The organism is Streptomyces sp. NPDC056479 (assembly GCF_042795335.1).
GTDB lineage: Bacteria > Actinomycetota > Actinomycetes > Streptomycetales > Streptomycetaceae > Streptomyces.
This window is the reverse complement of record NZ_JBHTRZ010000006.1, coordinates 78647-102796: the sequence shown is the minus strand read 5'-3', so window position 1 is coordinate 102796 and position 24150 is coordinate 78647. Positions and strand designations below refer to the sequence as shown.

The window sequence follows — 24150 nt, the reverse complement described above, 5'->3', positions numbered from 1 at the left end:
CCCGCGGTACTACGCGGCCGACAGCTGAACCACAGCGCCTTCACATCCGTGGACCTCATAGTGAAGGCGTCGTGAGGGCCACCCCCGTCCCCACGAACTCCCCGCCTCGGTGCGTTTTCCCCCGTACGCACCGGGGCGGGGCTCTTTCTTGTGCGGGTCCGAGCGCGGGTCCGAGCGCGGGTCCGGACACGGGGCCGAGCGCGGATCGTTTTTGTTCCGTTCGGAAACAATTTACTCTCGGTTCTGTCCACGGGGCGGTCGACCGCTGGCCGAACGCCCGGAGCCGGTTAGGCTCGTCTCGCAGTACCCACCGCGGTCTGCGTACCCGCGTCACATCCGAAGAAGGAGATGCTCGTGCCGTCCATCGACGTCGTCGTAGCCCGGGAAATCCTGGACTCCCGAGGCAACCCCACGGTCGAGGTCGAGGTCGGCCTCGACGACGGCAGCACGGGTCGTGCCGCCGTCCCGTCCGGCGCCTCCACGGGCGCCTTCGAGGCCATCGAGCTCCGCGACGGTGACCCCAACCGCTACCAGGGCAAGGGCGTCGAGAAGGCCGTCCTCGCCGTCATCGAGCAGATCGGCCCGGAGCTGGTCGGCTACGACGCCACCGAGCAGCGCCTGATCGACCAGGCGATGTTCGACCTGGACGCCACCGACAACAAGGGCTCGCTCGGCGCCAACGCCATCCTCGGCGTCTCGCTCGCCGTCGCGCACGCCGCCTCCGAGGCCTCCGACCTCCCGCTGTTCCGCTACCTCGGTGGCCCGAACGCGCACCTGCTCCCCGTCCCGATGATGAACATCCTCAACGGTGGATCCCACGCGGACTCCAACGTCGACATCCAGGAGTTCATGATCGCCCCGATCGGCGCGGAGTCCTTCTCCGAGGCCCTGCGCTGGGGCACCGAGGTCTACCACACCCTCAAGAAGGTGCTGAAGAGCCGCGGCCTGTCCACCGGCCTCGGCGACGAGGGCGGCTTCGCCCCGAACCTCGGCTCCAACCGCGAGGCCCTCGACCTCATCCTCGAGGCCATCAAGGAAGCCGGTTACGCCCCCGGCGAGCAGATCGCCCTCGCGCTCGACGTCGCCGCCTCCGAGTTCTACAAGGACGGCAAGTACCTCTTCGAGGGCAAGGAGCGCTCCGCCGCCGAGATGACGGAGTACTACGAGGAGCTCGTGGCGGCCTACCCGCTCGTCTCCATCGAGGACCCGCTCTTCGAGGACGACTGGGCCGGCTGGAAGGTCCTCACCGACAAGCTCGGCGACAAGGTGCAGATCGTCGGCGACGACCTGTTCGTCACCAACCCGGAGCGCCTGGCCCGCGGCATCGACGACGGCGCCGCCAACGCGCTGCTCGTGAAGGTGAACCAGATCGGTTCGCTCACCGAGACCCTCGACGCCGTGGAGCTCGCCCAGCGCAGCGGCTTCAAGTGCATGATGTCCCACCGCTCCGGTGAGACCGAGGACGTCACCATCGCCGACCTGGCCGTCGCCACCAACTGCGGCCAGATCAAGACCGGCGCCCCGGCCCGTTCCGAGCGCGTCGCGAAGTACAACCAGCTGCTGCGCATCGAGGAGATCCTCGACGACGCCGCGGTGTACGCCGGCCGCAGCGCCTTCCCGCGCTTCAAGGGCTGAGCCCGGCTGACCCCACCTGGGTAAGGCTTAGCCAGTCGTACGTACGTCCCCGTACTCGGTCCCGTACCGTGTGCGGGGACGTACGCACGTGAAAGGGGAGGCGGAGAGCCGATGGCCGTCAAGGACCGGGACCGTTTCTCCACCGCGACCAGGATCCGGTTGCTCGGCGAGCAGACCGCGGCCCGTGTCTACCGCTCCCAGACCAAGCGGCAGGCCCGGCGCTCCCGGCTCACCGGACGCGCCGCGCTGCTCGCGCTGGTGGTCTGCTCCCTCGTCGTGGCACTGGCCTACCCCATAAGGCAGTACGTCTCCCAGCGCGCCGAGATCGCCGATCAGCAGCGGCAGCAGGAGGAGGCCGCCCAGCGCGTCGAGCAGCTGCGTGACATCAAGGCACGCTGGCAGGACGACGCGTACGCCGAGCAGCAGATCCGGCAGCGGCTGCACTATGTGATGCCCGGGGAGACCGGCTACATCGTGGTCGACCCGGACGCGGTGAAGAAGTCGCGGACCGACCAGAGCGCGGCCGACCGCCCCTGGTACGCGAACATCTGGGACGGGGTCGACAAGGCCGACGCCGCCGCCCAGTGAGAACCGATCGCCCGGACCGGTCCTGAGATCGCCGGCGAGAACCGATAGAAAGACAGGCATGGAAACGCCCCCGCCGCCCACCCCGCGCACCGAGCCCACCGACGCGGACGTCGAGGCCTTCAAGCAGCAGCTCGGGCGGCCCCCGCGCGGGCTGCGCGCGATCGCGCACCGGTGCCCGTGCGGGCAGCCGGACGTCGTCGAGACGGCCCCTCGGCTGCCCGACGGCACGCCCTTCCCGACGCTGTACTACCTGACGTGCCCGAAGGCATCGTCGGCGATCGGGACGCTGGAGGCCGAGGGCGTGATGAAGGAGATGACCGCTCGGCTGGAGACGGATCCGGAGCTGGCCGCCGCGTATCGCTCCGCGCACGAGGACTACATCCGGCGCCGGGACGAGATCGAGGAGCTGACCGGGTTTCCGAGCGCGGGCGGTATGCCGGACCGGGTGAAGTGTCTGCATGTGCTGGTCGCGCACTCGCTGGCGGCCGGGCCCGGGGTGAATCCGCTGGGGGACGAGGCCATCGCGATGCTGCCGGAGTGGTGGCGGAAGGGGCCGTGCGTCGTTCCGGCCGAGTGATCTCGCCCCCGCCGCCCCTGGACCCCCGCATCGGCCCTGGACGGGCCTCGTCCTCGAACGCCGGACGGGCTGAAAGATGCGGACCGGTGTTGAAAATATCCCGTACGTCAGAAGGGCACCCATGACCCGCGTCGCCGCCATCGACTGCGGTACGAACTCCATCCGGCTCCTCGTCGCCGACGTCGACCCTGTCACCGGTGAACTCGTCGACCTGGACCGCCGTATGACCATCGTGCGGCTCGGCCAGGGCGTCGACCGCACGGGGCGGCTCGCTCCGGAGGCGCTGGAGCGGACCTTCGCCGCCTGCCGTGACTACGCGGCGATCATCAAGGAGCACGGTGCCGAGCGGCTCCGCTTCGTGGCCACGTCCGCCTCCCGGGACGCCGAGAACCGGGACGAGTTCGTGCGCGGGGTGATGGACATCCTGGGCGTCGAGCCCGAGGTCATCACCGGGGACCAGGAGGCCGAGTTCTCCTTCACGGGCGCGACGAAGGAGCTGACGGGGCGTGAGGACCTGCATCGGCCCTACCTCGTCGTGGACATCGGCGGAGGTTCGACCGAGTTCGTCGTCGGCGAGGAGCATGTGCGCGCGGCGCGGTCCGTCGACGTCGGCTGTGTGCGGATGACCGAGCGGCATCTCGTGCGGGACGGTGTGGTCTCCGACCCTCCGTCCGAGGAGCAGGTCGCGGCCATACGGGCCGACATCGAGGCGGCTCTCGACCTCGCCGAGGAGACCGTGCCGCTGCGCGAGGCCAGGACGCTGGTGGGGCTGGCCGGCTCGGTCACCACGGTGTCGGCCATCGCCCAGGATCTGCCCGAGTACGACTCGACCCGCATCCATCACTCCCGGATCGCCGCCAACCGGGTCCGTGAGATCACCGGCTGGCTGCTGCGCTCCACCCACGCCGAGCGCGCGGCCGTGCCCTCCATGCACCCGGGGCGGGTCGACGTCATCGCGGCCGGCGCGCTGGTGCTGCTCGCGATCATGGAGCGGATCGGCGCCGAGGAGGTCGTCGTCAGCGAGCACGACATCCTCGACGGCATCGCCTTCAAGGTGGCGGAGGACGCGGAGATCGCCAAGCGCGGCCAGTGACACGCGCGGTGGCGCGGAGCGGCCCCGGTGCCTCGTGGGGAGGGACCGGGGCCGTCGTGCGAGCCCGTGCGGGCGGTGGATCAGTTGCAGAGGAGGACGATGAGGCCGCTGCACCCGTCGTCGTCGTCATCGCCGTGGCCGTGGCCGTGGCCGTGGTCGGAACTGGCCTGTACGACCGTGGCCTTGGCGGGTGCGTGGACGGGGATGGCCGCCGCGGACGCGGCCGTGGCCACCCCCGCCGTCAGGGCGATGCCGAGGGCAACGCCGACCGAGGCTATTCGCTTGCCGGCCCGCTTGGGGGCCTTCTGTGAGGTGATCATGGCTGCACGTTATGTGGCCGTTCGATCATTTTCGCGTGGAGTGTGACCGACCGGGTGACGGTGCCTCAGATCGCCTCGGCGGGGTGGTTCGCGTCTCGTTTACTACCAGCCGGTAGCCATCGGCTGAGCGGTGCGGTTAGCGTATGAGCGCCCTTGAGGGGTCTTTCAGGCCCGTCGGAGCCCGCTCGAAGTGACGCGCTCAAGAAAGTTCGTGAAGTTCTTCACAAGGAATTCGGCCCTGTCGGAGCACTGATCGGTGTCGGTTGACCCTTCCGAGGGGTGAACGGGCCCTTGAACATGTTCAGATGGCCGGTGTAAAGAAGCTTCGGGAGCGTCGCGGCGGAGGGCGTTCCAGCCCCCTCACAGGGAGCCCGGCGACCAGGAGGGGCAGCTCACGCGGCATTGACAACGGGTCGTACCGCACGCCGGTTCCTCAACTTGACCATGAGCTGTGTCACTCGGGCCGGGGATGGTAGCACAACCCCTGCAAGAGCTTGTGAAGGGGCGCACGAGCGACCCCCCTGAGGCGGGTGGATACTCGATGGCATGAGCACCACGGAGCGTCCCAGGATCCTCGTAGTAGGCGGTGGGTACGTAGGCCTGTACGCAGCTCGGCGCATTCTCAAGAAGATGCGCTACGGAGAGGCGACCGTCACGGTTGTCGACCCCCGGTCGTACATGACCTACCAGCCCTTCCTCCCCGAAACCGCCGCCGGCAGCATCTCCCCGCGCCACGTCGTCGTCCCGCTGCGACGCGTGCTGCCCAAGGCGGAGGTCCTCACCGGCCGGGTCACCACCATCGACCAGGACCGCAAGGTCGCCACGATCGCGCCGCTGGTCGGCGAGGCGTACGAGCTGCCCTTCGACTACCTGGTGATCGCGCTCGGCGCGGTCTCCCGCACCTTCCCGATCCCCGGCCTCGCCGAGCAGGGCATCGGTATGAAGGGCATCGAGGAGGCCATCGGCCTGCGCAACCACGTCCTCGAGCAGCTCGACAAGGCCGACTCCACCACCGACGACGAGATCCGCCGCAAGGCGCTCACCTTCGTCTTCATCGGCGGCGGCTTCGCCGGTGCCGAGACCATCGGTGAGGTCGAGGACATGGCCCGCGACGCGGCCAAGTACTACACCAACGTCTCCCGCGAGGACATGCGGTTCATCCTCGTCGACGCCGCCGACAAGATCCTGCCCGAGGTCGGCCCCAAGCTCGGCCAGTACGGCAAGGAGCACCTGGAGGCCCGCGGGGTCGAGGTCTACCTCTCCACTTCCATGGACTCCTGTGTCGACGGCCACGTGGTGCTGAAGAACGGTCTCGAGGTCGACTCCAACACGATCGTGTGGACCGCCGGCGTCAAGCCGAACCCGGCCCTCGCCCGCTACGGCCTGCCGCTGGGCCCGCGCGGTCACGTCGACTGCGAGCCCACGCTCCAGGTCAAGGGCACCGACTACATCTGGGCCGCCGGCGACAACGCCCAGGTCCCGGACCTCGTCGGCCGCAAGGCGGGCAACGAGAACGCCTGGTGCCCGCCGAACGCGCAGCACGCGCTGCGTCAGGCCCGCGCCCTCGGCGACAACGTGATCTCCGGTATGCGGGGCTTCCCGCAGAAGGACTACTCGCACGCCAACAAGGGCGCGGTGGCCGGTCTCGGCCTCCACAAGGGCGTGGCGATGATCGTCATGGGCAAGATGAAGATCAAGCTCAAGGGCCGTCTCGCCTGGTACATGCACCGTGGCTACCACGGCATGGCGATGCCGACCTGGAACCGCAAGGTCCGTGTCTTCGCCGACTGGACCCTCGGCATGTTCCTCAAGCGCGAGGTCGTCTCCCTCGGCGCGATGGAGCACCCGCGCGAGGAGTTCTACGAGGCCGCCAAGCCGATGCCCGCGGCGCCCAAGGCGGAGAAGACCGAGGCGAAGGCCTCCTGACCGGCTCCGGTCGCTGAACGATCCGAAGGACCTCCCGCCATCCGTGGTGCGGGAGGTCCTTCGGCGTTCCCGGAACCACCGGCCGGCCGGGCGGACCCTGCTTGGCCGCTGCAGCTATTTTGCCCGCTTGTAACGCGCGTGGGGGACTGCGCGGGCGCCCCGCAGGTGTTTACGTGGTGTTGGACATTCCGGGATCGTTGTCACGGAGGTGTGCGCCATGGCCGACGCCGCGGTGCGGCTGAGAAGCCTCGTCGAACAGTTGCTGGGGGTCCCGCTCCCGGTGCGCATCCGCGCCTGGGACGGTTCGCAGGCGGGTCCGCCCGGCGCCCCGACTCTTGTCGTACGCAACCGCCGTGCCGTACGGCGGTTGTTGTGGAAGCCCGGTGAGCTGGGGCTGGCCCGCGCCTGGGTCGCCGGGGACGTCGACATCGAGGGGGATCTCTACACCGCCCTCGATCTGCTCGCGGGGCTCGTGTGGGAGCGGGGGGAGGACGCCCGGAGCCTCGCTCAGGCGCTCCGGGACCCCGAGGTGCGCGCCGCCGTGCGCGGCCTCGTCAAGCTCGGCGGACTGCCGCTGCCGCCCGCGCCGCCGCCCGAGGAGGTGCGCCGGCCCGGTCATCTGCACACCAAGCGCACCGACAAGCGCGCCATCAGCCACCACTACGACGTCGGCAACGACTTCTACGAGATCGTCCTCGGGCCGTCCATGGTGTACTCCTGCGCCTACTGGCCGGCCCCGCCGCCGGAGGGCAACCTCGAGGACGCCCAGCGCGACAAGCTCGACCTCATCTGCCGCAAGCTGGATCTGAGACCCGGTCAGCGACTGCTCGACGTCGGCTGCGGCTGGGGTTCCATGGCCATTCACGCGGCCCGTGACCACGGCGTGAGCGTCGTCGGCATCACCCTCTCCCAGGAGCAGGCGGCGTACGCCCGCAAGCGCGTCGCCGACCAGGGGCTCACCGACAAGGTGGAGATCCGCGTCCAGGACTACCGGGACGTCGGCGACGGGCCCTACGACGCCATCTCCTCCATCGGCATGGCCGAACACGTCGGCGGGGAGCGGTATCTGGAGTACGCCGATGTGCTGCACCGGCTCCTGAAGCCCGGCGGACGGCTGCTCAACCACCAGATCGGGCGGCGGCCGCAGCGCGACGAATCGTCGTACGAGGTCGACGAGTTCATCGACGCCTATGTGTTCCCCGACGGCGAGCTCCAGCCCATCGGGGCCACCGTCGACCGGCTCGAACTCGCCGGCTTCGAGGTGCGCGACGTCGAGTCGATCCGGGAGCACTACGCCCTGACGCTGCGCCGCTGGGTCGCCAACCTGGAGGCCGAGTGGGCCCGCGCGGTCAGGCTCAGCAGCATCGGGCGCGCCCGCGTCTGGCGGCTGTACATGGCCGCCTGCGCGGTGTCCTTCGAGCGCAACCGCATCGGCGTCAACCAGGTGCTGGCCGTCAGAACACCCGATTCCGGTGACTCCGGGATGCCGCTGCGGGCCCGCAACTGGGGTGAGCCCGAGCGCCGTTGATCCGGACACAGGCGGAAGGGCCGGGCTCCCCCGTGGTGGGGAAACCCGGCCCTTCGGCGTGTCAGAGCGTCGTGCAGAGCGTGGTCACTCGGCCTTGATCGCGTTCAGCATGTTCAGCCTCGCGGCGTTGCGGGCCGGCCACAGCGCGGCCAGGACGCCCACCAGACCGGCCAGCACCAGGAAGATCCCGATCCGGTCCCAGGGCAGGACCAGCGCGTAGCCCGGGATCTGGTCCGCGAAGGTCTCGCCGATCGCCCAGCCGAGGAACGAGCCGAGACCGATGCCGACCACCGCGCCGAACACCGAGATGACCACGGCCTCCAGCCGGACCATCCGCTTCACCCGGCGCCGGTCGAGACCGATCGCGCGCAGCATGCCGATCTCCTGCTGCCGTTCGAAGACCGACATCGCGAGGGTGTTGACGACGCCGAGCACCGCGATGATCAGGGCCATCGCCAGCAGGCCGTACATGATGTTCAGCAGCGTGTTGATGGCGCCGCCGAACTCGTTGCGGATGTCCTGCCGGTCCATGACCGTGATCGCGGGGTTGTCGCCCAGCGCGTCGACGAGGACCTGCTCGTTCGCCGAGGTCTGGCCGCCGTCCACCTTCACGAAGATCTGCCGGATGTACGGCTTCGCCTCGTGCTGGTTCACGATCTTCCGGTCGACGAGGACGGGGGAGAGGAACTCGCTGTCCTTGTAGACGGCGCCGACCGTCAGCGTGCCCTTCTTCTCGTCGCCGAAGGTGACGGGGACGGTCTCACCGGGCTTCCAGCCCTTGCTCTTGGCCGTCTTCTCGGCGACCGCGATCTGGCCCTTGGCGAGCGAGTCGACGCTGCCGCTGACGACGTCGACGTTCAGGACCCGCTGAATGTCGCCCGGGGTGACCGCGGAGGCGGAGACGTAGTCGTCGTTGACCTGGAGGTAGGCGTCCTGCTGCGGCGAGACCGCCGAGACGCCCTTGGCCTTCTCCAGCGCCGTCAGCGCGGACTGGTCGAGGTCGCCGCCGTTGGCCATCGAGACCATGTAGTCGGCCTTGATGTTGTCCGTGGTCATCTTGTCGATGGCCGTACCGACCGTGATACCGAGCACCGACAGGCCGGTCACCAGCGTCAGACCGATCGCCAGCGCCGAGGCGGTGGCGCCGGTACGGCGCGGATTGCGGACCGCGTTCTGGCCGGCCAGCTTGCCCGCCACCCCGAAGGGGCCGACGAGCAGCGGACGGACGAGCGCGATCACGGGCCGGGACAGCAGCGGGATCAGGATGATCACACCGATCAGCGCGAAGAACGCGCCCGCCCCGATGAGCATCCGGCCGTCGTCGCCGCCGGAGGAGGCACCCAGCACGATCCCGACCGCGCCGAGGGCGGTGATGGCCGCGCCGATGGAGTTGCGCAGCACCAGCGACTTGGTGGTGGCCACCGCGTGGACGCTGTTCATGGCCGCCACCGGCGGGATCTTCGCGGCCCTGCGGCCGGGCAGCCAGGCGGCGAACATCGTGATCAGCACACCGACGCCGACCGCGGCGAGCACCGGCGTGGCGGACAGGATCAGCGGACCGTCCGGGATCTTCATCTCGAACGCGGCCATCCCGGACCGCAGACCGACCGCGAGCCCGATGCCGAGCACAAAACCGATCACCGAGGCGACCAGGCCCACCACCGCGGCCTCGGCGAGCACCGAGCGGGTGATCTGCTTGCGCGACGCACCGACGGCACGCATCAGGGCGATCTCCTTCGTGCGCTGGGCGACCAGCATCGTGAAGGTGTTGGAGATCAGGAAGATCCCGACGAACAGCGCGATGCCCGCGAAGCCGAGCAGGATCTGCTTGAGATTGCCCATGCCCTGTTCGATCTGTTCGGCCTGCTCGTCCGCGAGCGCCTTGCCGGTCTGGGCCTCGGCGGCGTCCGGCAGCAGCGGCTTGACCGCGTCCAGGATCTTCGCGTCGTCGGCGCCGGGGGCGGCGGTGACGGTGACGCTCTCGAAGTAGCCCGGCTTGAGGTACTGCTTCTGGGCGACCGCGGTGTCGAACAGGACGAGGCTGCCGCCGGCGTTCACGGCGCCGTCCTCGGTGGTGAACACACCGCTGAGGGTGTACTCCTTCACCGGTCCGTTGGTCGCGACCCGGACCCGGTCGCCGACCTGGTACTCGCCCTTGGTCGCGGACTCCTTGTCCAGGGCGATCTGATCGTCCTTCACCGGGCCGGAGCCGTCGGTGAACGTGTAGGCGGTGTCCTTGCCGTCCTTGCCGGGGGCGAAGTTGGAGCCCTTGTTGGACCAGCCGACGCCGATCAGCTTCCCGTCGGGGTCGGCGACCCCGGCGAAGCCCTCGACGCGGCCGTACGCGCCGGCGACGCCGTCCACGGCGCTGATCTTGTCGAGGGTCTTCCCGGAGAGGCCGGGCTCTTCCTTGGCGTCGTCGGGGTTGGCGTACGAGGTGACGGAGACGGCGACGTCGTCGTAGCTCTTCGCCGACTGGTTGCGGAAGGCGTTGGAGAGGGTGTCGGCGAAGACCAGGGTGCCGGAGACGAACGCGACGCCGAGCATCACGGCGAGCACGGTCATCAACAGCCGGGCCTTGTGCGCGAGTACGTTGCGCAGGGCGGTGCGGAACATCAGCTGGTGCGGCCCTTCGCGTCGAACTGCTTCATGAAGTCGAGGACGTTGTCCGCGGTCGGCCGGTACATCTCGTCGACGATCCGTCCGTCCGCGAGGAACACCACGCGGTCCGCGTACGCCGCGGCCACCGGGTCGTGGGTCACCATCACGACCGTCTGACCCATCTCCCGTACGGAGTTGCGAAGGAAGCCCAGCACCTCGGCGCCCGAGCGCGAGTCCAGGTTTCCGGTCGGCTCGTCGCCGAAGATGATCTCGGGCCGGGAGGCGAGCGCGCGGGCCACGGCGACGCGCTGCTGCTGGCCGCCGGAGAGCTGGGCGGGGCGGTGGCTCAGCCGGTCGGCGAGACCGACCATCCGGATCACCGAGTCCACCCACTGCTTGTCCGGCTTACGGCCCGCGATGTCCATCGGGAGGGTGATGTTCTCCAGGGCGGTCAGCGTGGGCAGCAGGTTGAAGGCCTGGAAGATGAAGCCGATCTTGTCCCGGCGCAACTTGGTGAGCTGCTTGTCCTTCAGGGAGCCGAGCTCGGTGTCGCCCAGGCGCACCGAACCGGAGGAGAAGGTGTCCAGACCCGCCACACAGTGCATCAGCGTGGACTTGCCGGAGCCGGAGGGGCCCATGATCGCGGTGAACTCGGCCTGCCGGAATTCGACGGAGACCCGGTCCAGGGCGACCACCTGGGTCTCGCCCTGTCCGTAGATCTTCGACAGATCCGTGGCGCGCGCGGCCACGGTGGTGGCCCGGCCGGCGATGGATGCGGTGGTCACGAGAAGAACGCTCCTGAAGGGACGGCGGTGTGTTCGAAGGACGTATCCATCGTCCCGGCCGAGGATCGCCGTGTAGTCCGTCCCTGTTCTGGTTCCGAAGGCAGACTGCGGATGGACCGGGGGCGGCTGTGTCATACCTGAGGATGACGAGGACCCCTGACAGTCGTTCGCATCGGGAACAGGTGGAGCGGCCTCGTTTGGACGGTGAAATTCCGTCATTCCGTATGCGCCGCCGACCGTCGCACGTAAGGCTATTGGCAAGTGCGGATGGCGTGTTCCGCGGGCTGATGCACCCTCAGACGTCAATAAAATAAGACAACATCGGTCCGCCCGTCCGCTGTTCGGGGGATGTATCCCGATAGGCTCGGGACCTCGATGCGGAGCCCATGGCCTGCCCAGATGGTGGAATGCAGACACGGCGAGCTTAAACCTCGCTGCCCCTTCGCGGGCGTGCCGGTTCAAGTCCGGCTCTGGGCACTTCCGACGCACTTCCTTCCTTCAAGAGTTCACCGCAACCGTTGACAGCGGGCGCTTGCGGCCGGAGACTCGCGTCCAGAAGTGGTGAATAAAACTTCACCATACGAACAGCGAGAAGGGAAGCGCCCGATGCGCACCACCGTCGGCATCATCGGAGCGGGCCCCGCCGGCCTCCTCCTCGCGCGGCTGCTCCACGGCGCCGGCATCGACTCGGTCGTCCTGGAGAGCCGTGACCGCGCCTACGTCGAGCACCGCCAGCGCGCCGGAATTCTGGAGCAGGGCACGGTGGACGTGCTGCGCGCGGCCGGCGCCGGGGAGCGGATGGACCGCGAGGGCCTGCGGCACGACGGCATCGAGCTGCGCTACGACCGCCGACGCCACCGCGTCGACTTCCCCGCCCTCACCGGCGGCCGCTCGGTGATGGTCTACGCCCAGACCGAGGTGTGCAAGGACCTCATCGACCTCCAGCTCAAGGAGGGCGGCCCGCTGCTGTTCGAGGCGGAGGCGCTGGCGGTGGAGGGCGCGGACACCGACCGCCCGCACGTGCGCTTCCGCCACGAGAGCGTCGAGGACGTCCTTGAATGCGACTACGTCGTCGGCTGCGACGGCTTCTGGGGCGTGTCCCGCAAGGCGATCCCGGCCGAACTGGTCCAAGTCTTCGAGCGGTCGTACCCCTTCGGCTGGCTCGGCATCCTCGCCGACGTCGCCCCCTCGCACGACGAACTCGTCTACGCCCGCCACGACCGCGGCTTCGCCCTGCTCTCCATGCGCTCCCCGTCCGTCTCCCGCCTCTACCTCCAGGTGCCCGAGGGCACGGACGCCGAGGCGTGGAGCGACGACGAGATCTGGGCGGAGCTGGAGCGCCGCCTCGAAACGGCCGACGACTGGCGGCTGGAACGCGGCCCCATCACCCAGAAGTCGGTCACCCCCATGCGGTCCTACGTCCACGAGCCGATGCGGTACGGCCGTCTCTTCCTGGCCGGTGACGCGGCGCACATCGTGCCGCCGACGGGTGCGAAGGGGCTGAATCTGGCCGTTGGTGACGTCGTCACCTTCGCGCGGGCGCTGACGTACGAGAAGGAGAAGGGTTCGGCTCAGCTCCTCGACGCCTACTCGGAGACCTGTCTGCGCCGGGTCTGGCAGGCCGAGCGGTTCTCCTACGACATGACGACGCTGCTCCACCGTGCCCCCGAGGTCACGCCGTTCGAGGACCGGCTCCAGCTCGCCCGGCTGGAGCGGATCGCGGGGTCGGCGGCGGCCGGGACGGACCTCGCCGAGGCGTACACCGGGCTTCCGTTCGGGTGAACGGGGGCCCGGGCCGGTCGGGTGATCTCCGACAGGTTCCGGCCATGTCGCAGGTTGGTCATGAATGAGCTCCTTCGTGGCTGGGAATCACCCGGCCGCGTAGCGTGTTGGCCAGCACGACAAGGGAAAGATCCTCCCCAAGCACTAGGGTCAATCCTTTGCCTACCTATTACTCTTGAGCCAAGGCCGCGCACGGCGGCCATGGAGGAGTGAAATGAGGAGCAGCAACCCGGTCTTCTCGCGACGGGGGTTCAGCCGCGACAACGGCTACGCGGGCTTTAACACCGCGCCGCAGGCCGGGGGCGCCGCTGTCGGCACGCAGGGCAACCCGTACGCCCAGCCGCAGGCCGGCAACCCGTACGCGCAGAACCCTTACGCCCAGCAGGGCCTTCAGCAGGGCGCACCGCCGCAGGCCCCGGTCACCACCGGGCGCATGACGTTGGACGACGTCCTCATGCGCACCGGCACCACGCTCGGCGTCCTGATCGTCACGGCCGCGCTCGCCTGGGCGACGCTGCCGGTCGACGACGCGAACATCAGCCGGTCCTACGGCATCGCGATCGTCGCCGGTCTGATCGGCATGGTCCTGGCGCTCGTCCAGTCCTTCAAGCGCAAGGCCTCGCCCGCGCTGATCCTGGCGTACGCCGCGTTCGAGGGCGTGTTCCTCGGCGTGGTCTCCAGCGTCGTCGACAACCGCATCGCCAGCGGTGCGGCCATGCAGGCGGTGCTCGGCACACTCGCGGTCTTCGCCGCGGTGCTGGTGGCGTACAAGGCGGGCTGGATCCGCGTCAACCGACGCTTCGTCGGCTTCGTGATGGCGGCCGCGCTCGGCTTCATCGTCCTGATGGCGATCAACCTGCTGTTCGCGGTCTTCGGCGGCGGTGACGGCCTCGGCTTCCGCAGCGGCCCGCTCGGCATCCTGTTCGGTGTCATCGGCATCCTGCTCGGCGCCTGCTTCCTCGCCCTGGACTTCAAGCAGGTCGAGGACGGCATCGCCTACGGCGCGCCGCGCGAGGAGGCCTGGCTCGCCGCCTTCGGCCTCACCCTGACGCTGGTCTGGATCTACATGGAGTTCCTGAGGCTCATCTCGATCCTCAACAGCAGCGACTGATCTTCCAAGGTCGTAGCGAAGGCGTAAGCGAAGGGCCCCGGATCGTCATCCGGGGCCCTTCGGCTTGTCCGGTTGCGCGCCTAGAGCAGCTTGCGCGCGGCCCTCCTCATGTCGTACTCGTGGATGATCGCCTTCGCGTGGCCGTACGCGAGGTTGTGCTCATGGCGGAGCCAGCTGACCTTCTCCTCGAAGTTGAAGAGAGCCGGGCCTTCTTCGACGGCGCGCAACCAGTCGGAGACTTCACGACCGGTGCAGTGGGGGATGCGGGCGAGCATGTTGCGGTGGGTCTCCTCGGAGAGGACGTGGGACATCGGCGCCTCCGGACGCAAAGGGGATGTAAGCCGGTCCTTCAGGTCACCGTGCCTGAGCGTTCGCCCGTTGGCAACAGTCGCGTACGCTCACGGCGTGGTTGATACGACGCGTTTGACCCGAGCCGTAGATCACTTCGCCGACCGGTTGCGGGCGGCGCCGCAGAGCCGGCTGCAGCGCAGCGCCGCCGCGGAGGCACTGGCGCTGGCCAGGGAATTGGCACGTCGGGCCCAGGTTCTGGAGGCGCCCGGGGCGGAGCCCAGGGAGATGCCCGACGCCGGGATGTTCGCGGTGGCCGACCAAGTCACCGTCGCCGTCCACGACTTGGCCCTCGTACTCACGAACGAGGGGGAGGTCGAGGAGGCGGTGATGCTGGTGGAGGAGGCGCAGAAGCGCGCCGGCGTGTGAAACCTAGAGGGACGCTATGACCCGGTCGGCCAGGATGTAGACGCTCTCCTCGCCGCACGCGAAGGTCAGCGTGTACGCGCCCGAGACACCCGAACCGCCCAGCAGCACCGGCGTCTCGCCCGCGCGCAGGGCAGCCGCGAGGCGTTCCGCCGTCTCCCGGTGGCCCGGGGTCATGCACAGCGTGGTGCCGTCGGCGAAGACATAGACGTCGAGGGTGCCCAGCGGGCCGGGGCGGACGTCGGTCAGCTCGACGGCCGAGGCGGCCAGGTCCTCAAGGGTGGCCACCGTGCGTTCGTGGTCGTTGACCACAGGTGACTGGACCGGGACGAAGTCCGGGTGGGAGGGGTGGCGGCGGCGGGCCGCGGCCAGCTCGGGGGATTCTCCCCCGGAGGAGGCAGTCCCGGGGAACTCGTCGGCGTCCGCGGTCGGCTCCGTCACCGGCTCCAGATGCTCCAGGCCCGCGAAATCGGTCTGCCGGGGCAGGAACAGCTCGCTGTCGGACAGACCGAGGAGCGTCGGCGCGTCGGAGGCGTCACGGGACTCCTGGGCGGCCCAGAAGGCGCGCGCCTCGGCCAGCTCCCGCTCGCGTTCCTCGGCGAGCGCCTCGGCGACGGCCGCGCGTATCTCATCGGCGTCGGCGGAGAGGCGGGCCTGCGGTACGAGACCGCGGGCCGCGGTGGCGTTGTGGTGTGCCAGCTCGGTGTGCAGGGCCGCGACCTGTCGGCGCAGCACCCTGAGGGTGCGCAGGACGGCGACGCCCACGGCGCCGGTGGCGGCCGTGGTGAGCAGCAAGGCGATCGGCATGGCGCTCACTGACGTACTCCCGGTTCAAAGTCGACCCCCGACTTCCTACATCAGCTTGAAGGGCGGACTATCCAGCTGTCAGTGCGTAACGTCACGAAACGGACAGGGTTTTGGGCCTGGGGTTTGGTGGTGAAACTGCTCTGACCTGCGTAAATCCCTCCGCGAAGGGAGATAGGTCACATCCTGAGGGAGATTGGATCACAAAACGGCCCAGAACCTTGGAGTTTCCCAGGTTCTGGGCCGAAGGCTCACGTTGGGTGGTACGTCGACTACCCAGCGGTTCTGCCTCGTTGGTTCAGCTCAGGCGCTCTATGACCATCGCCATGCCCTGGCCGCCGCCGACGCACATCGTCTCCAGGCCGAACTGCTTGTCGTGGAACTGGAGGGAGTTGATGAGCGTGCCGGTGATGCGGGCGCCGGTCATGCCGAAGGGGTGGCCGACGGCGATGGCTCCGCCGTTGACGTTCAGCCGGTCGATGTCGATGCCCAGGTCGCGGTAGGAGGGGATCACCTGGGCGGCGAACGCCTCGTTGATCTCGACCAGGTCGATGTCGTCGATGGTGAGGCCGGCGCGCTGCAGGGCCTGCTTGCTGGCCTCCACCGGGCCGAGGCCCATGATCTCGGGGGACAGGCCCGAGACGCCGGTGGAGACGATGCGGGCGAGCGGGGTGAGGCCGAGTTCGCGGGCCTTGGTGTCGGACATGACGACGACCGCGGCGGCGCCGTCGTTGAGGGGGCAGCAGTTGCCGGCGGTGACGAGGCCGTCGGGGCGGAAGACCGGCTTCAGGCCCGAGACGCCCTCCAGGGTGACGCCGGCGCGGGGGCCGTCGTCCTTGCTGACGACGGTGCCGTCGGGGAGGGTCACCGGGGTGATCTCGCGCTCCCAGAAGCCGTTCTTGATGGCTTCCTCGGCGAGGTTCTGCGAGCGGACGCCGAACTCGTCCAGCTCCTGGCGGGTGATGCCCTTGGTGCGGGCGAGGTTCTCCGCGGTCTGGCCCATCGCGATGTAGGCGTCCGGCACGAGGCCGTCCTCGCGCGGGTCGTGCCAGGTCGTGCCCTCCTGCTCGGCGACCGCGGCCGTGCGGGCCTCGGCCTCCGCGAAGAACGGGTTGTGCGTGTCCGGGAGGCTGTCGGAGTTGCCCTTGGTGAAGCTGGAGACCATCTCGACGCCCGCCGAGATGAAGACGTCGCCCTCGCCGGCCTTGATGGCGTGCAGGGCCATGCGGGAGGTCTGGAGGGACGAGGAGCAGTAGCGGGTGACGGTGCAGCCCGGGAGGTGGTCCATGCCCATCTGCACGGCGACGATGCGGCCGAGGTTGTTGCCCTGCTCGCCGCCGGGGAGACCGCAGCCGAGCATCAGGTCGTCGATGTCGCGCGGGTCCAGCTCGGGAACCTTGGCGAGCGCGGCCTGGATGATCGTGGCGGTGAGGTCGTCCGGGCGCAGGTCCTTGAGGGAACCCTTGAAAGCGCGGCCGATGGGAGAGCGGGCGGTCGAGACGATCACGGCTTCGGGCATCACGGCTCCAGTCGAAAGGTGTGGCGCGCAGCGCCTCGTCGAGGGGTGGTGGTCGGGCGAAGGGCGGGCATACCGGGGGGTCGGGCAGGACTGTGATGGAAGTTACCCGCACGTATGGACGAGGTCACGGGCATGGCGGTGTGACCCTTGCCGCAATTGTCTAAGCGCTTGCTTTCCTGCGCCGAGCGAGTGCCTGCTGCTACGACGACGGCGTGACCGGGGCCCGCTCCGGTTCCGGGACCCGCCGCCGGCGGCGGCGCTTGAGCAGGGCCCAGGGCCCCTTGGGGCCCGTCGGCATGGCGGCCGTGACCTCCGTGCCCGCCTCCGATGCCGCCTCGGCCGCGGCTCGGGCCACCGGCAGGAAGCCCTCGCGGCGGGTGACGTCGGGGCGTTCCTCGTCCGCCGGCCAGAGGCCGAGGGTGGCGCAGACCGTCGGCAGGACCGCCATCGCCGCGGTGGCGTAGCCCTCCGCCGAGGGGTGGTAGTTGTCGGGGCCGAAGAGCTCGCGCGGGTTCGCCTCGAACTCCGGGCCCAGCAGGTCGCCCAGCGACACCGTGCGGCCGCCCTGCTCGACGGCCCCGATCGTCTGGGCCGCCGCCAGCTGGCGGGAGGCGCGCCGGGCCAGCCAGCGCAAGGGCTGCTGCACCGGCTCGATCGTGCCCAGGTCGGGACAGGTGCCGACCACCACCTCCGCGCCGGCCGTGCGCAGCCGCCGTACCGCTGAGGACAGGTGGCGCACCGAGCGCGTCGCGGGCATCCGGTTGGTGACGTCGTTCGCGCCGATCATGATCACGCAGACGTCGGGCGTCAGGGCCGGGTCGGCCAGGATCAGGGCCACCTGGCGGTCCAGGTCGTCCGAGCGCGCGCCCGGCAGGGCCACGTTGCGCAGGACCACCGGGCGCTCCGCCACCGCCGCCAGCCCCGACGCCAGCAGCGCGCCCGGCGTCTGGCCCGCCCGGTGCACGCCCTGGCCCGCGGCCGTCGAGTCACCCAGCATGGTCAGCCGCAGGGGCGGCTCACCGGGGGTGTCGTAGAGGTGGCCGTACCGGCCGTCGGCGTTCGGCACGTGGTTGCTGGTGCCGTTGCCCACATGACGCCTGGCCATCCGCACCTCGGCGAGCACCAGACCCACGGCCGCCGCGCCGGCCAGACCGATGCCGCCTCCGCCGTACGCGGCGCCCGCCGCGATCCGCCGGGCCACCCTCGCCCTCGACATGCTCGTCATGCGTCGCCGCCACCTCCTCATAGCCGTACATCAACTGCTTGCCCCGCACGGACCGTGGCCCAATCCCAACGACGAGTGAACGGACCTTCACCGGCGGCGTGCAGGCCACAGGGCCTAGGCTGGCGTAACCACTACGACCACCCTTTTTGCAGCATCCGGAGACAACGGTGCATTTCCACGACTCGATGATCAGTCTCGTCGGCAACACCCCGCTGGTGAGGCTCAACAACGTGACCAAGGGCATCCAGGCCACCGTCCTGGCCAAGGTCGAGTACTTCAACCCGGGCGGCTCCGTGAAGGACCGCATCGCGCTGCGCATGATCGAGGCGGCGGAGGAGAGCGGTGCGCTGAAGCCCGGCGGCACCATCGTCGAGCCCACCAGCGGCAACACCGGTGTCGGGCTCGCCATCGTGGCCCAGCAGAAGGGGTACAAGTGCATCTTCGTGTGCCCCGACAAGGTGAGCACGGACAAGATCAATGTGCTGCGGGCGTACGGGGCCGAGGTGGTCGTCTGCCCCACCGCCGTCGACCCCGAGCACCCGGACTCGTACTACAACGTCTCCGACCGGCTCGTGCGCGAGACGCCCGGTGCCTGGAAGCCGGACCAGTACTCCAACCCCAACAACCCGCTCTCCCACTACCACTCCACCGGCCCCGAGCTGTGGGAGCAGACGGAGGGGAAGATCACCCACTTCGTGGCGGGGGTGGGCACCGGCGGGACCATCTCCGGGACCGGGCGGTATCTGAAGGACGTCAGCGACGGCAAGGTCAAGGTCATCGGCGCCGACCCCGAGGGCTCGGTGTACTCCGGTGGCTCCGGGCGGCCGTATCTGGTCGAGGGCGTCGGTGAGGACTTCTGGCCGACCGCGTACGACCGGACCGTCGCCGACGAGATCGTCCCCGTGTCCGACAAGGACTCCTTCCAGATGACCCGGCGCCTCGCCCGTGAGGAGGGGCTCCTGGTCGGCGGTTCGTGCGGCATGGCGGTCGTCGGCGCGCTGCGGGTCGCCGAGCGGCTCGGACCGGACGACGTCGTGGTCGTCCTGCTCCCCGACAGCGGCCGTGGCTACCTCAGCAAGATCTTCAACGACGAGTGGATGGCCGACTACGGCTTCCTGGAGGACGAGGGCCCGAGCGCGCGCGTCGCCGACGTCCTCAACGACAAGGAGCACGGCGCCATCCCGTCCCTCGTCCACATGCACCCGGACGAGACGGTCGGTCAGGCCATCGAGGTGCTGCGCGAGTACGGCGTCTCGCAGATGCCGATCGTGAAGCCGGGTGCCGGTCACCCGGACGTCATGGCCGCCGAGGTCGTCGGGTCGGTCGTCGAACGGGAGCTGCTCGACGCCCTGTTCACCAAGCGGGCCTCGCTGGAGGACCCGCTGGAGAAGCACATGTCGGCGCCGCTGCCGCAGGTCGGCTCGGGTGAGCCGGTCGCGGACCTGATGTCGGTGCTGGGCGCGGCGGACGCGGCGATCGTGCTGGTCGAGGGCAAGCCGACCGGTGTGGTCAGCCGGCAGGACCTGCTGGCCTTCCTGGCCAAGGGCGGAAAGTAGCGGCGAACCTGCGGTGAACGGACCGTGTCCGGGGCGAACTTGCGGTGACCGGGGCCGCTCGGGCCGTCGCGGAACTGGTACGAGCGCGTCACGTTCACGCAGCACCCGCTTAACACGGGTCCGGCACATTAGTGGATGTCGGCAGGGCGGGAGCGGCTCCCCGCCCGAGCCGGCGCCGAACGTCCAAGGACCTCCGGAGCGGCTCCCGGACCTCCATGGACGCCACGGACGCGCAAGCCCGGCCCTGACCCGGCTCGCGTCCTTCGCGGGGACCGCCGTCGTCCCGCCCCCCGGAAACGGGGGTGCGGCGGTCCCCGCCACACTCTTTCGACCAACGGTCGGCTACGCCGCCCGTGTCGGCCTGAACGGCCTCGTCCTCAAACTCCCCCAGAGGGGGACCCCCAGACGGGCTTGGGAAGTTGCACGGTCTCGGCACCGAGATGCAACGGTCGGGCTCAGTCCTCCCAGCGGTCCTCGTCCTTGGCCGACCTGCGGCGCCAGCCGCTGAAGAGGCCGGGGTTGGTGCGGACCGCCTGGACGACATTGACGCCCACGATGCCGATCCAGGTGACCACCAGGCCGGGGAGGTGGCCGACACCGCCGCCGATCCCGGACAGGGGGACCGCCAGGACCAGCGAGACGATGCCGAACCCGAAGCGCTCGCCGAAGGAGTCCGTACTCTTCGGCGAGCGCGCGCCCCGGGCCGCCACCATCTGCTGCTCGGCCAGCTGCCGCCGCAGCCGGCGCTCCACAGCCCCGTCGATGCGCTGGTCGACCTTCTCCATGAACGAGTCGACCAGCGCGGACTCGTAGTCGTCGCCCAGTTCCCTACGCGCCTGCAGGGTGGCGTTCAGTTCCTTCTTGAGCTCGGTGTCCCGCGCGTCCATTCCGGTCATACCTCCACGGTAGGCAGCGGGACAGGGGGCCGCACTGGGGTTAGCCCCCCTGTTCGGCTGGGGGTGTACGGCAGTGCGCCGTCACTTCACCAGCCCGTGCTCCTTCGCGTACGCGTCGGCCACGTCCTCCGGGTCCTTCTTGTCCTTGTCGACCTGCCGGTTCAGCTCGGTGAGCTGCTCCGTGGTCAGGGCGTTGCCGAGCTCGGCGAGGGCCTTGCGGACGGTGGAGTCGGCCTTGCGGTCGGCGATGAGCGGGACGATGTGCTGGCCGGGGATGAGGTTCTTGGGGTCGGTCAGCACCACCCAGTCGTTGGCCTGGATGTCGGTGTCGGTGGTGAAGAGGTTCGCCACGTCCACGTCGCCCTTCTTCAGGGCGCCCTTGACCAGCGGCCCGGAGGAGTCCAGCGACTTGAACTCCTTGAACTCGACCCCGTAGACCTCCTTGAGGCCCACGGCGCCGACCTCCCGCTTCTTCACCTCGGGCGCCGCGCCGATGACCAGCTTGCCGTTCTGCTTCTTCAGGTCGGCGAGGGAGGTCAGGCCGTACTTCTCGGCCGTCTCGCGGGTGACGACGAAGGCGTCCGAGTCCTCGGCCATGCCGTACGGCAGCACCTGGAGGCCGCTGGGGAGGGCGATGGTGAGTGCGTTCTGCATCTCGCCCTCCTCCGTCGCGGTCGCCTTGGGGGCGACGTAGTGCAGCAGGGCGCCCTGGTACTCGGGGAGCAGGTCGATGTCGCCGCCCTTGAGGGCGGGGATGAGGATCTCGCGGGTGCCGAGGTTGGGGCGGACGCTCACCTTCACGCCGGCCGCGTCGAGTACGGCGGCGTAGAGGTAGCCGAGCACCTGGTTCTCGGTGAAGTTGGCGGTGCCGATGGTGATGCCGCCCTTGCTGGAGCCGCCGCCACCGGTGGTCGAGCCCTGGTTGTCCAGGGACGTGATGCCGCTGGAGCAGGCGGCCAGGGCGGGGACGGAGGCCGCTGCGAAGAGGCCGCCGAGGAGAGTACGTCGGTTCATCGAGGGGTCCTAAGCAGTGCGGTGGCGGAAGAGGAAGCGCTGGAGGCCGGACAGGCCCAGGTCGAGGACCACGGCGACCACGGCGACCAGCACCGCGCCGCCGAGCACCTGCACGAGGTCGCGCTGGGCGAGGCCGTCGAAGACGTAGCGGCCCAGGCCGCCGAAGGAGACGTACGCGGCGATGGTGGCCGTGGCCACGACCTGGATCAGCGCCAGGCGCAGGCCCGTCATGATCAGGGGGAGGGCGAGGGGGAGCTCCACCTGGAAGAGGACCTGGTGGCCGCGCATGCCCTGACCGCGCGCCGCGTCCTTCACGTCCGGGTCGACGGCCGTCATCCCCGCGTAGGTGTTGGTGACGATCGCCGGGACCGCGAGGGCGACCAGGGCGACGTAGACCGGGAGCATGGACAGTCCGCCGGCCAGGAAGACCAGCACGACCAGGCCGACGGTCGGCAGGGCCCGGCCGAAGGACGCGAGGTTGATCGCGACGAAGGCGCCCTTGCCGGTGTGGCCGATCAGCAGGCCGAGGGGGAGGCCGATCGCCGCCGCGATGAGGGTGGCGAGGAGCGAGTACTGCAGATGCTCGGCCAGGCGGTGCCCGATGCCGTCGGGGCCGGCCCACTGCTCGCCGCTGACCAGCCAGTCGCCGAGGTTCTTGAAGAGTTCGTACATGTCAGGCTCGCCGCCTCCGCCAGGGGGTGAGTACGTACTGCAGAGCGACCAGCAGCGCGTCCGCGACCACGGCCAGGAGCAGTGTGAGGACCACTCCGACGATCACCGGGGTGGGGAAGTTGCGCTGGAAGCCGTCGGTGAAGAGCTGGCCCAGGCCGCCGTCGCCGATGTAGGTCGCGACCGAGACCAGGGAGATGGACATGACGGTCGCGATCCGGACGCCGGCCATGATCACGGGGAGCGCGAGCGGGAACTCGACGGTGAGGAGCGTGCGCAGGGGGCGCGTGCCCATCGCCTTCGCGGCCTCCTTCACCTTCACGGGGACCGAGTCCAGGCCCTCGACCGTGTTCCGGAGAAGGACGACCAAGGTGTAGACCGTCAGGCCGATCACCGTCGTAGTGCGGGTGAGGCCGGAGATCGGCAGCAGCAGCACGAAGATCGCGATCGACGGGATCGTGAACAGCACGTTCGAGAGGCCGAGCAGAAAGCCGCGCAGGGGGCGGACCCGGTGGGCGATCACCGCGAGCGGCAGCGAGATCAGGACGCCGAGGAAGACGGCGGTGAGCGCGGCCTGGAGGTGGGAGACCGTCAGGGTGGTGAGGTCGTCGGTGTGGTCGCCTATCCACGACCAGTCGATCGTCATGCCGCCACCCGGGCTTCCGAGTGCGCCTGGCCCGCGTGCTCGTGGATGTCCTCGCGGGAGGAGACGCCGGTGAGGACGCCGGCCGCGTCGACGCGGGCTATCAGGCCGGTGGGCGAGGCGAGGGACTCGTTGAGGGCCGACAGCAGGGAGTCGCCGTCTCGCAGCGGCCGTACGGGGAGTTCGGCGTCCTTCGAGGCCCAGTGCAGCGGCTTGTTCGCCTCGTCGAGTACGAGGCTCCAGTCGCCGCCCTCCGGCGCCGGGCCCTGCGGGACGGCCGCGAGGGTCTTCAGCGACAGCAGCTTCAGGCCGCGCTCGGCGCCGAGGAAGTCGGCCACGAAGTCGTCGGCGGGGCGGGCGAGGAGCTCGGTGGGGGAGGCGCACTGGACGAGGTGGCCGCCGGTGCGGAAGATCGCGATCTGGTCGCCGAGCCGTACGGCCTCGTCGACGTCGTGCGTGACGAAGACGATGGTCTTGCTCAACTCCTTCTGGAGTCTGAGCAGTTCGTCCTGGAGCTGGGCGCGCACGACGGGGTCGACCGCGCCGAACGGCTCGTCCATCAGCAGCACCGGCGGGTCGGCGGCGAGCGCGCGGGCCACGCCGACGCGCTGCTGCTGACCGCCGGAGAGCTGGTGCGGGTAACGCTTGCCGGCGTCGGCCGCGAGACCGACCGTCTCCAGCAGCTCGGCCGCGCGGGAGCGTGCCTTGCGGCGGCTCCAGCCGAGCAGCAGCGGCACGGTGGCGACGTTGTCGAGCACCGTGCGGTGCGGGAACAGGCCCGCCTGCTGGATGACGTACCCGATGGAGCGGCGCAGCTCGGCGGCGTCCTGCCGGGTGACGTCCTTGCCGCCGACCCGGATCGTGCCGGAGGTCGGCTCGACCATCCGGTTGATCATCCGCAAGGTCGTGGTCTTGCCACAACCGGAGGATCCGACCAGGACGGTCACGCCGCCCTCCGGCATCTCCAGGGAGAGATCGTGGACAGCTGTCGTGCCGTTGGGGAAGCGCTTGTGGACCGCGTCGAACTGGATCATGAGATGTCCCTTGCCCGGCTGTATAACGTCATGCAGAGTTCTCGGTAGGTGAATAAGTTGTCAACGGGTTGGTGTAAATCCGAAGTAACGGATGACTGAACCGCGAGATCGGATGTCCGGATTGAGGGGT

22 protein-coding genes and 1 tRNA gene are annotated in these 24150 nt (G+C 69.5%); 11 read left to right on the top strand and 12 right to left on the bottom strand.

Annotation, left to right across the window (positions count from 1 at the left end):
* Positions 1-348: 348 nt before the first annotated feature.
* The 4 genes from eno (at position 349) to ACFQ6S_RS23875 (ending at position 3893) form a co-directional block, all read left to right on the top strand.
* Positions 349-1635, top strand: coding sequence for a phosphopyruvate hydratase (gene eno, locus ACFQ6S_RS23890; protein ID WP_125529664.1), 1287 nt, complete (start codon positions 349-351; stop codon positions 1633-1635).
* Positions 1636-1746: 111 nt separating this feature from the next.
* Positions 1747-2223 carry a septum formation initiator family protein gene (locus ACFQ6S_RS23885; protein ID WP_383413231.1) on the top strand — a complete coding sequence of 159 codons (477 nt, stop codon included), beginning with the start codon at positions 1747-1749 and terminating at the stop codon, positions 2221-2223.
* A 58-nt stretch (positions 2224-2281) separates the two neighbouring features.
* Complete coding sequence (locus tag ACFQ6S_RS23880; protein WP_383413228.1) at positions 2282-2800, top strand: DUF501 domain-containing protein; 519 nt, start codon at positions 2282-2284, stop codon at positions 2798-2800.
* A 121-nt stretch (positions 2801-2921) separates the two neighbouring features.
* The gene (locus ACFQ6S_RS23875) at positions 2922-3893 is read left to right on the top strand and encodes an exopolyphosphatase (protein ID WP_383413226.1); all 972 of its coding nucleotides are present in this window, start codon (positions 2922-2924) and stop codon (positions 3891-3893) included.
* 80 nt (positions 3894-3973) lie between these two features.
* Here ACFQ6S_RS23875 and ACFQ6S_RS23870 read toward each other — a convergent pair whose 3' ends face one another.
* A complete protein-coding gene (locus ACFQ6S_RS23870) occupies positions 3974-4213 on the bottom strand; it encodes a hypothetical protein (RefSeq protein ID WP_383413223.1) in 240 nt (79 codons plus the stop codon).
* 546 nt (positions 4214-4759) lie between these two features.
* Between ACFQ6S_RS23870 and ACFQ6S_RS23865 the strand changes: the two genes are divergently transcribed.
* Together ACFQ6S_RS23865 and ACFQ6S_RS23860 are read left to right on the top strand one after the other, a co-directional pair.
* Positions 4760-6139 carry an NAD(P)/FAD-dependent oxidoreductase gene (locus ACFQ6S_RS23865; protein WP_383413220.1) on the top strand — a complete coding sequence of 460 codons (1380 nt, stop codon included), beginning with the start codon at positions 4760-4762 and terminating at the stop codon, positions 6137-6139.
* 217 nt (positions 6140-6356) lie between these two features.
* Positions 6357-7667, top strand: a complete 1311-nt coding sequence (locus tag ACFQ6S_RS23860; RefSeq protein WP_383413217.1) for a class I SAM-dependent methyltransferase — start codon at positions 6357-6359, stop codon at positions 7665-7667.
* A gap of 84 nt (positions 7668-7751) precedes the next feature.
* Here ACFQ6S_RS23860 and ACFQ6S_RS23855 read toward each other — a convergent pair whose 3' ends face one another.
* Both ACFQ6S_RS23855 and ACFQ6S_RS23850 read right to left on the bottom strand, forming a co-directional pair.
* A complete protein-coding gene (locus ACFQ6S_RS23855; RefSeq protein WP_383413214.1) occupies positions 7752-10283 on the bottom strand; it encodes an ABC transporter permease in 2532 nt (843 codons plus the stop codon).
* Positions 10283-11053, bottom strand: a complete 771-nt coding sequence (locus ACFQ6S_RS23850; RefSeq protein ID WP_383413211.1) for an ABC transporter ATP-binding protein — start codon at positions 11051-11053, stop codon at positions 10283-10285. The genes ACFQ6S_RS23855 and ACFQ6S_RS23850 overlap by 1 nt, the downstream gene beginning before the upstream one ends.
* A 393-nt stretch (positions 11054-11446) precedes the next feature.
* Here ACFQ6S_RS23850 and ACFQ6S_RS23845 point away from each other — a divergent pair.
* The 3 genes from ACFQ6S_RS23845 (at position 11447) to ACFQ6S_RS23835 (ending at position 13946) form a co-directional block, all read left to right on the top strand.
* A tRNA-Leu gene (locus ACFQ6S_RS23845) sits at positions 11447-11530 on the top strand.
* Between the two features lie 129 nt (positions 11531-11659).
* Positions 11660-12835 (top strand): 4-hydroxybenzoate 3-monooxygenase, encoded by a 1176-nt coding sequence (locus ACFQ6S_RS23840; protein WP_383413209.1) that lies wholly within the window; start codon positions 11660-11662, stop codon positions 12833-12835.
* Between the two features lie 214 nt (positions 12836-13049).
* Complete coding sequence (locus ACFQ6S_RS23835) at positions 13050-13946, top strand: Bax inhibitor-1/YccA family protein (protein ID WP_383413206.1); 897 nt, start codon at positions 13050-13052, stop codon at positions 13944-13946.
* Between the two features lie 80 nt (positions 13947-14026).
* On the opposite strand, the gene ACFQ6S_RS23830 is transcribed toward ACFQ6S_RS23835, so the two are convergent.
* The gene (locus tag ACFQ6S_RS23830; protein ID WP_383413203.1) at positions 14027-14257 is read right to left on the bottom strand and encodes a DUF4287 domain-containing protein; all 231 of its coding nucleotides are present in this window, start codon (positions 14255-14257) and stop codon (positions 14027-14029) included.
* 94 nt (positions 14258-14351) lie between these two features.
* Here ACFQ6S_RS23830 and ACFQ6S_RS23825 point away from each other — a divergent pair, with 94 nt between their 5' ends.
* Positions 14352-14663: a hypothetical protein gene (locus ACFQ6S_RS23825; RefSeq protein ID WP_383413200.1), complete on the top strand. Its 312-nt coding sequence runs from the start codon at positions 14352-14354 to the stop codon at positions 14661-14663.
* 3 nt (positions 14664-14666) lie between these two features.
* Here the strand turns inward: ACFQ6S_RS23825 and ACFQ6S_RS23820 are convergent, their stop codons facing one another.
* From ACFQ6S_RS23820 to ACFQ6S_RS23810, 3 genes are all read right to left on the bottom strand, one after another.
* Positions 14667-15467 (bottom strand): hypothetical protein, encoded by an 801-nt coding sequence (locus tag ACFQ6S_RS23820; protein ID WP_383414513.1) that lies wholly within the window; start codon positions 15465-15467, stop codon positions 14667-14669.
* Positions 15468-15762: 295 nt separating this feature from the next.
* A complete protein-coding gene (locus ACFQ6S_RS23815; RefSeq protein ID WP_383413197.1) occupies positions 15763-16983 on the bottom strand; it encodes an acetyl-CoA C-acetyltransferase in 1221 nt (406 codons plus the stop codon).
* Between the two features lie 199 nt (positions 16984-17182).
* Positions 17183-18208 (bottom strand): SGNH/GDSL hydrolase family protein, encoded by a 1026-nt coding sequence (locus tag ACFQ6S_RS23810; protein WP_383413194.1) that lies wholly within the window; start codon positions 18206-18208, stop codon positions 17183-17185.
* Positions 18209-18375: 167 nt separating this feature from the next.
* Here ACFQ6S_RS23810 and ACFQ6S_RS23805 point away from each other — a divergent pair, with 167 nt between their 5' ends.
* Positions 18376-19764 (top strand): cystathionine beta-synthase, encoded by a 1389-nt coding sequence (locus ACFQ6S_RS23805; RefSeq protein WP_383413192.1) that lies wholly within the window; start codon positions 18376-18378, stop codon positions 19762-19764.
* Positions 19765-20219: 455 nt separating this feature from the next.
* Here ACFQ6S_RS23805 and ACFQ6S_RS23800 read toward each other — a convergent pair whose 3' ends face one another.
* From ACFQ6S_RS23800 to ACFQ6S_RS23780, 5 genes are all read right to left on the bottom strand, one after another.
* Positions 20220-20660, bottom strand: a complete 441-nt coding sequence (locus ACFQ6S_RS23800) for a hypothetical protein (RefSeq protein WP_383413189.1) — start codon at positions 20658-20660, stop codon at positions 20220-20222.
* Between the two features lie 81 nt (positions 20661-20741).
* Positions 20742-21674: an ABC transporter substrate-binding protein gene (locus ACFQ6S_RS23795; protein WP_383413187.1), complete on the bottom strand. Its 933-nt coding sequence runs from the start codon at positions 21672-21674 to the stop codon at positions 20742-20744.
* Between the two features lie 9 nt (positions 21675-21683).
* Positions 21684-22346, bottom strand: coding sequence for an ABC transporter permease (locus ACFQ6S_RS23790; RefSeq protein ID WP_383413184.1), 663 nt, complete (start codon positions 22344-22346; stop codon positions 21684-21686).
* A 1-nt stretch (position 22347) separates the two neighbouring features.
* Positions 22348-22989 (bottom strand): ABC transporter permease, encoded by a 642-nt coding sequence (locus tag ACFQ6S_RS23785; RefSeq protein ID WP_383413181.1) that lies wholly within the window; start codon positions 22987-22989, stop codon positions 22348-22350.
* Positions 22986-24020 carry an ABC transporter ATP-binding protein gene (locus tag ACFQ6S_RS23780; RefSeq protein ID WP_383413178.1) on the bottom strand — a complete coding sequence of 345 codons (1035 nt, stop codon included), beginning with the start codon at positions 24018-24020 and terminating at the stop codon, positions 22986-22988. Before ACFQ6S_RS23780 ends, ACFQ6S_RS23785 begins: the two co-directional genes overlap by 4 nt.
* Between the last annotated feature and the right edge of the window lie 130 nt (positions 24021-24150).

Coding starts and splice junctions, on each gene's coding strand:
- eno (WP_125529664.1), top strand. CDS start 349: ATGCTCGTGCCGTCCATCGACGTCGTCGTAGCCCGGGAAATCCTGGAC.
- ACFQ6S_RS23815 (WP_383413197.1), bottom strand. CDS start 16,983: ATGCCCGAAGCCGTGATCGTCTCGACCGCCCGCTCTCCCATCGGCCGC.
- ACFQ6S_RS23870 (WP_383413223.1), bottom strand. CDS start 4,213: ATGATCACCTCACAGAAGGCCCCCAAGCGGGCCGGCAAGCGAATAGCC.
- ACFQ6S_RS23780 (WP_383413178.1), bottom strand. CDS start 24,020: ATGATCCAGTTCGACGCGGTCCACAAGCGCTTCCCCAACGGCACGACA.
- ACFQ6S_RS23800 (WP_383413189.1), bottom strand. CDS start 20,660: ATGACCGGAATGGACGCGCGGGACACCGAGCTCAAGAAGGAACTGAAC.
- ACFQ6S_RS23790 (WP_383413184.1), bottom strand. CDS start 22,346: ATGTACGAACTCTTCAAGAACCTCGGCGACTGGCTGGTCAGCGGCGAG.
- ACFQ6S_RS23855 (WP_383413214.1), bottom strand. CDS start 10,283: ATGTTCCGCACCGCCCTGCGCAACGTACTCGCGCACAAGGCCCGGCTG.
- ACFQ6S_RS23835 (WP_383413206.1), top strand. CDS start 13,050: ATGAGGAGCAGCAACCCGGTCTTCTCGCGACGGGGGTTCAGCCGCGAC.
- ACFQ6S_RS23885 (WP_383413231.1), top strand. CDS start 1,747: ATGGCCGTCAAGGACCGGGACCGTTTCTCCACCGCGACCAGGATCCGG.
- ACFQ6S_RS23810 (WP_383413194.1), bottom strand. CDS start 18,208: ATGACGAGCATGTCGAGGGCGAGGGTGGCCCGGCGGATCGCGGCGGGC.
- ACFQ6S_RS23875 (WP_383413226.1), top strand. CDS start 2,922: ATGACCCGCGTCGCCGCCATCGACTGCGGTACGAACTCCATCCGGCTC.
- ACFQ6S_RS23840 (WP_383413209.1), top strand. CDS start 11,660: ATGCGCACCACCGTCGGCATCATCGGAGCGGGCCCCGCCGGCCTCCTC.
- ACFQ6S_RS23820 (WP_383414513.1), bottom strand. CDS start 15,467: ATGCCGATCGCCTTGCTGCTCACCACGGCCGCCACCGGCGCCGTGGGC.
- ACFQ6S_RS23830 (WP_383413203.1), bottom strand. CDS start 14,257: ATGTCCCACGTCCTCTCCGAGGAGACCCACCGCAACATGCTCGCCCGC.
- ACFQ6S_RS23795 (WP_383413187.1), bottom strand. CDS start 21,674: ATGAACCGACGTACTCTCCTCGGCGGCCTCTTCGCAGCGGCCTCCGTC.
- ACFQ6S_RS23785 (WP_383413181.1), bottom strand. CDS start 22,989: ATGACGATCGACTGGTCGTGGATAGGCGACCACACCGACGACCTCACC.
- ACFQ6S_RS23860 (WP_383413217.1), top strand. CDS start 6,357: ATGGCCGACGCCGCGGTGCGGCTGAGAAGCCTCGTCGAACAGTTGCTG.
- ACFQ6S_RS23865 (WP_383413220.1), top strand. CDS start 4,760: ATGAGCACCACGGAGCGTCCCAGGATCCTCGTAGTAGGCGGTGGGTAC.
- ACFQ6S_RS23880 (WP_383413228.1), top strand. CDS start 2,282: ATGGAAACGCCCCCGCCGCCCACCCCGCGCACCGAGCCCACCGACGCG.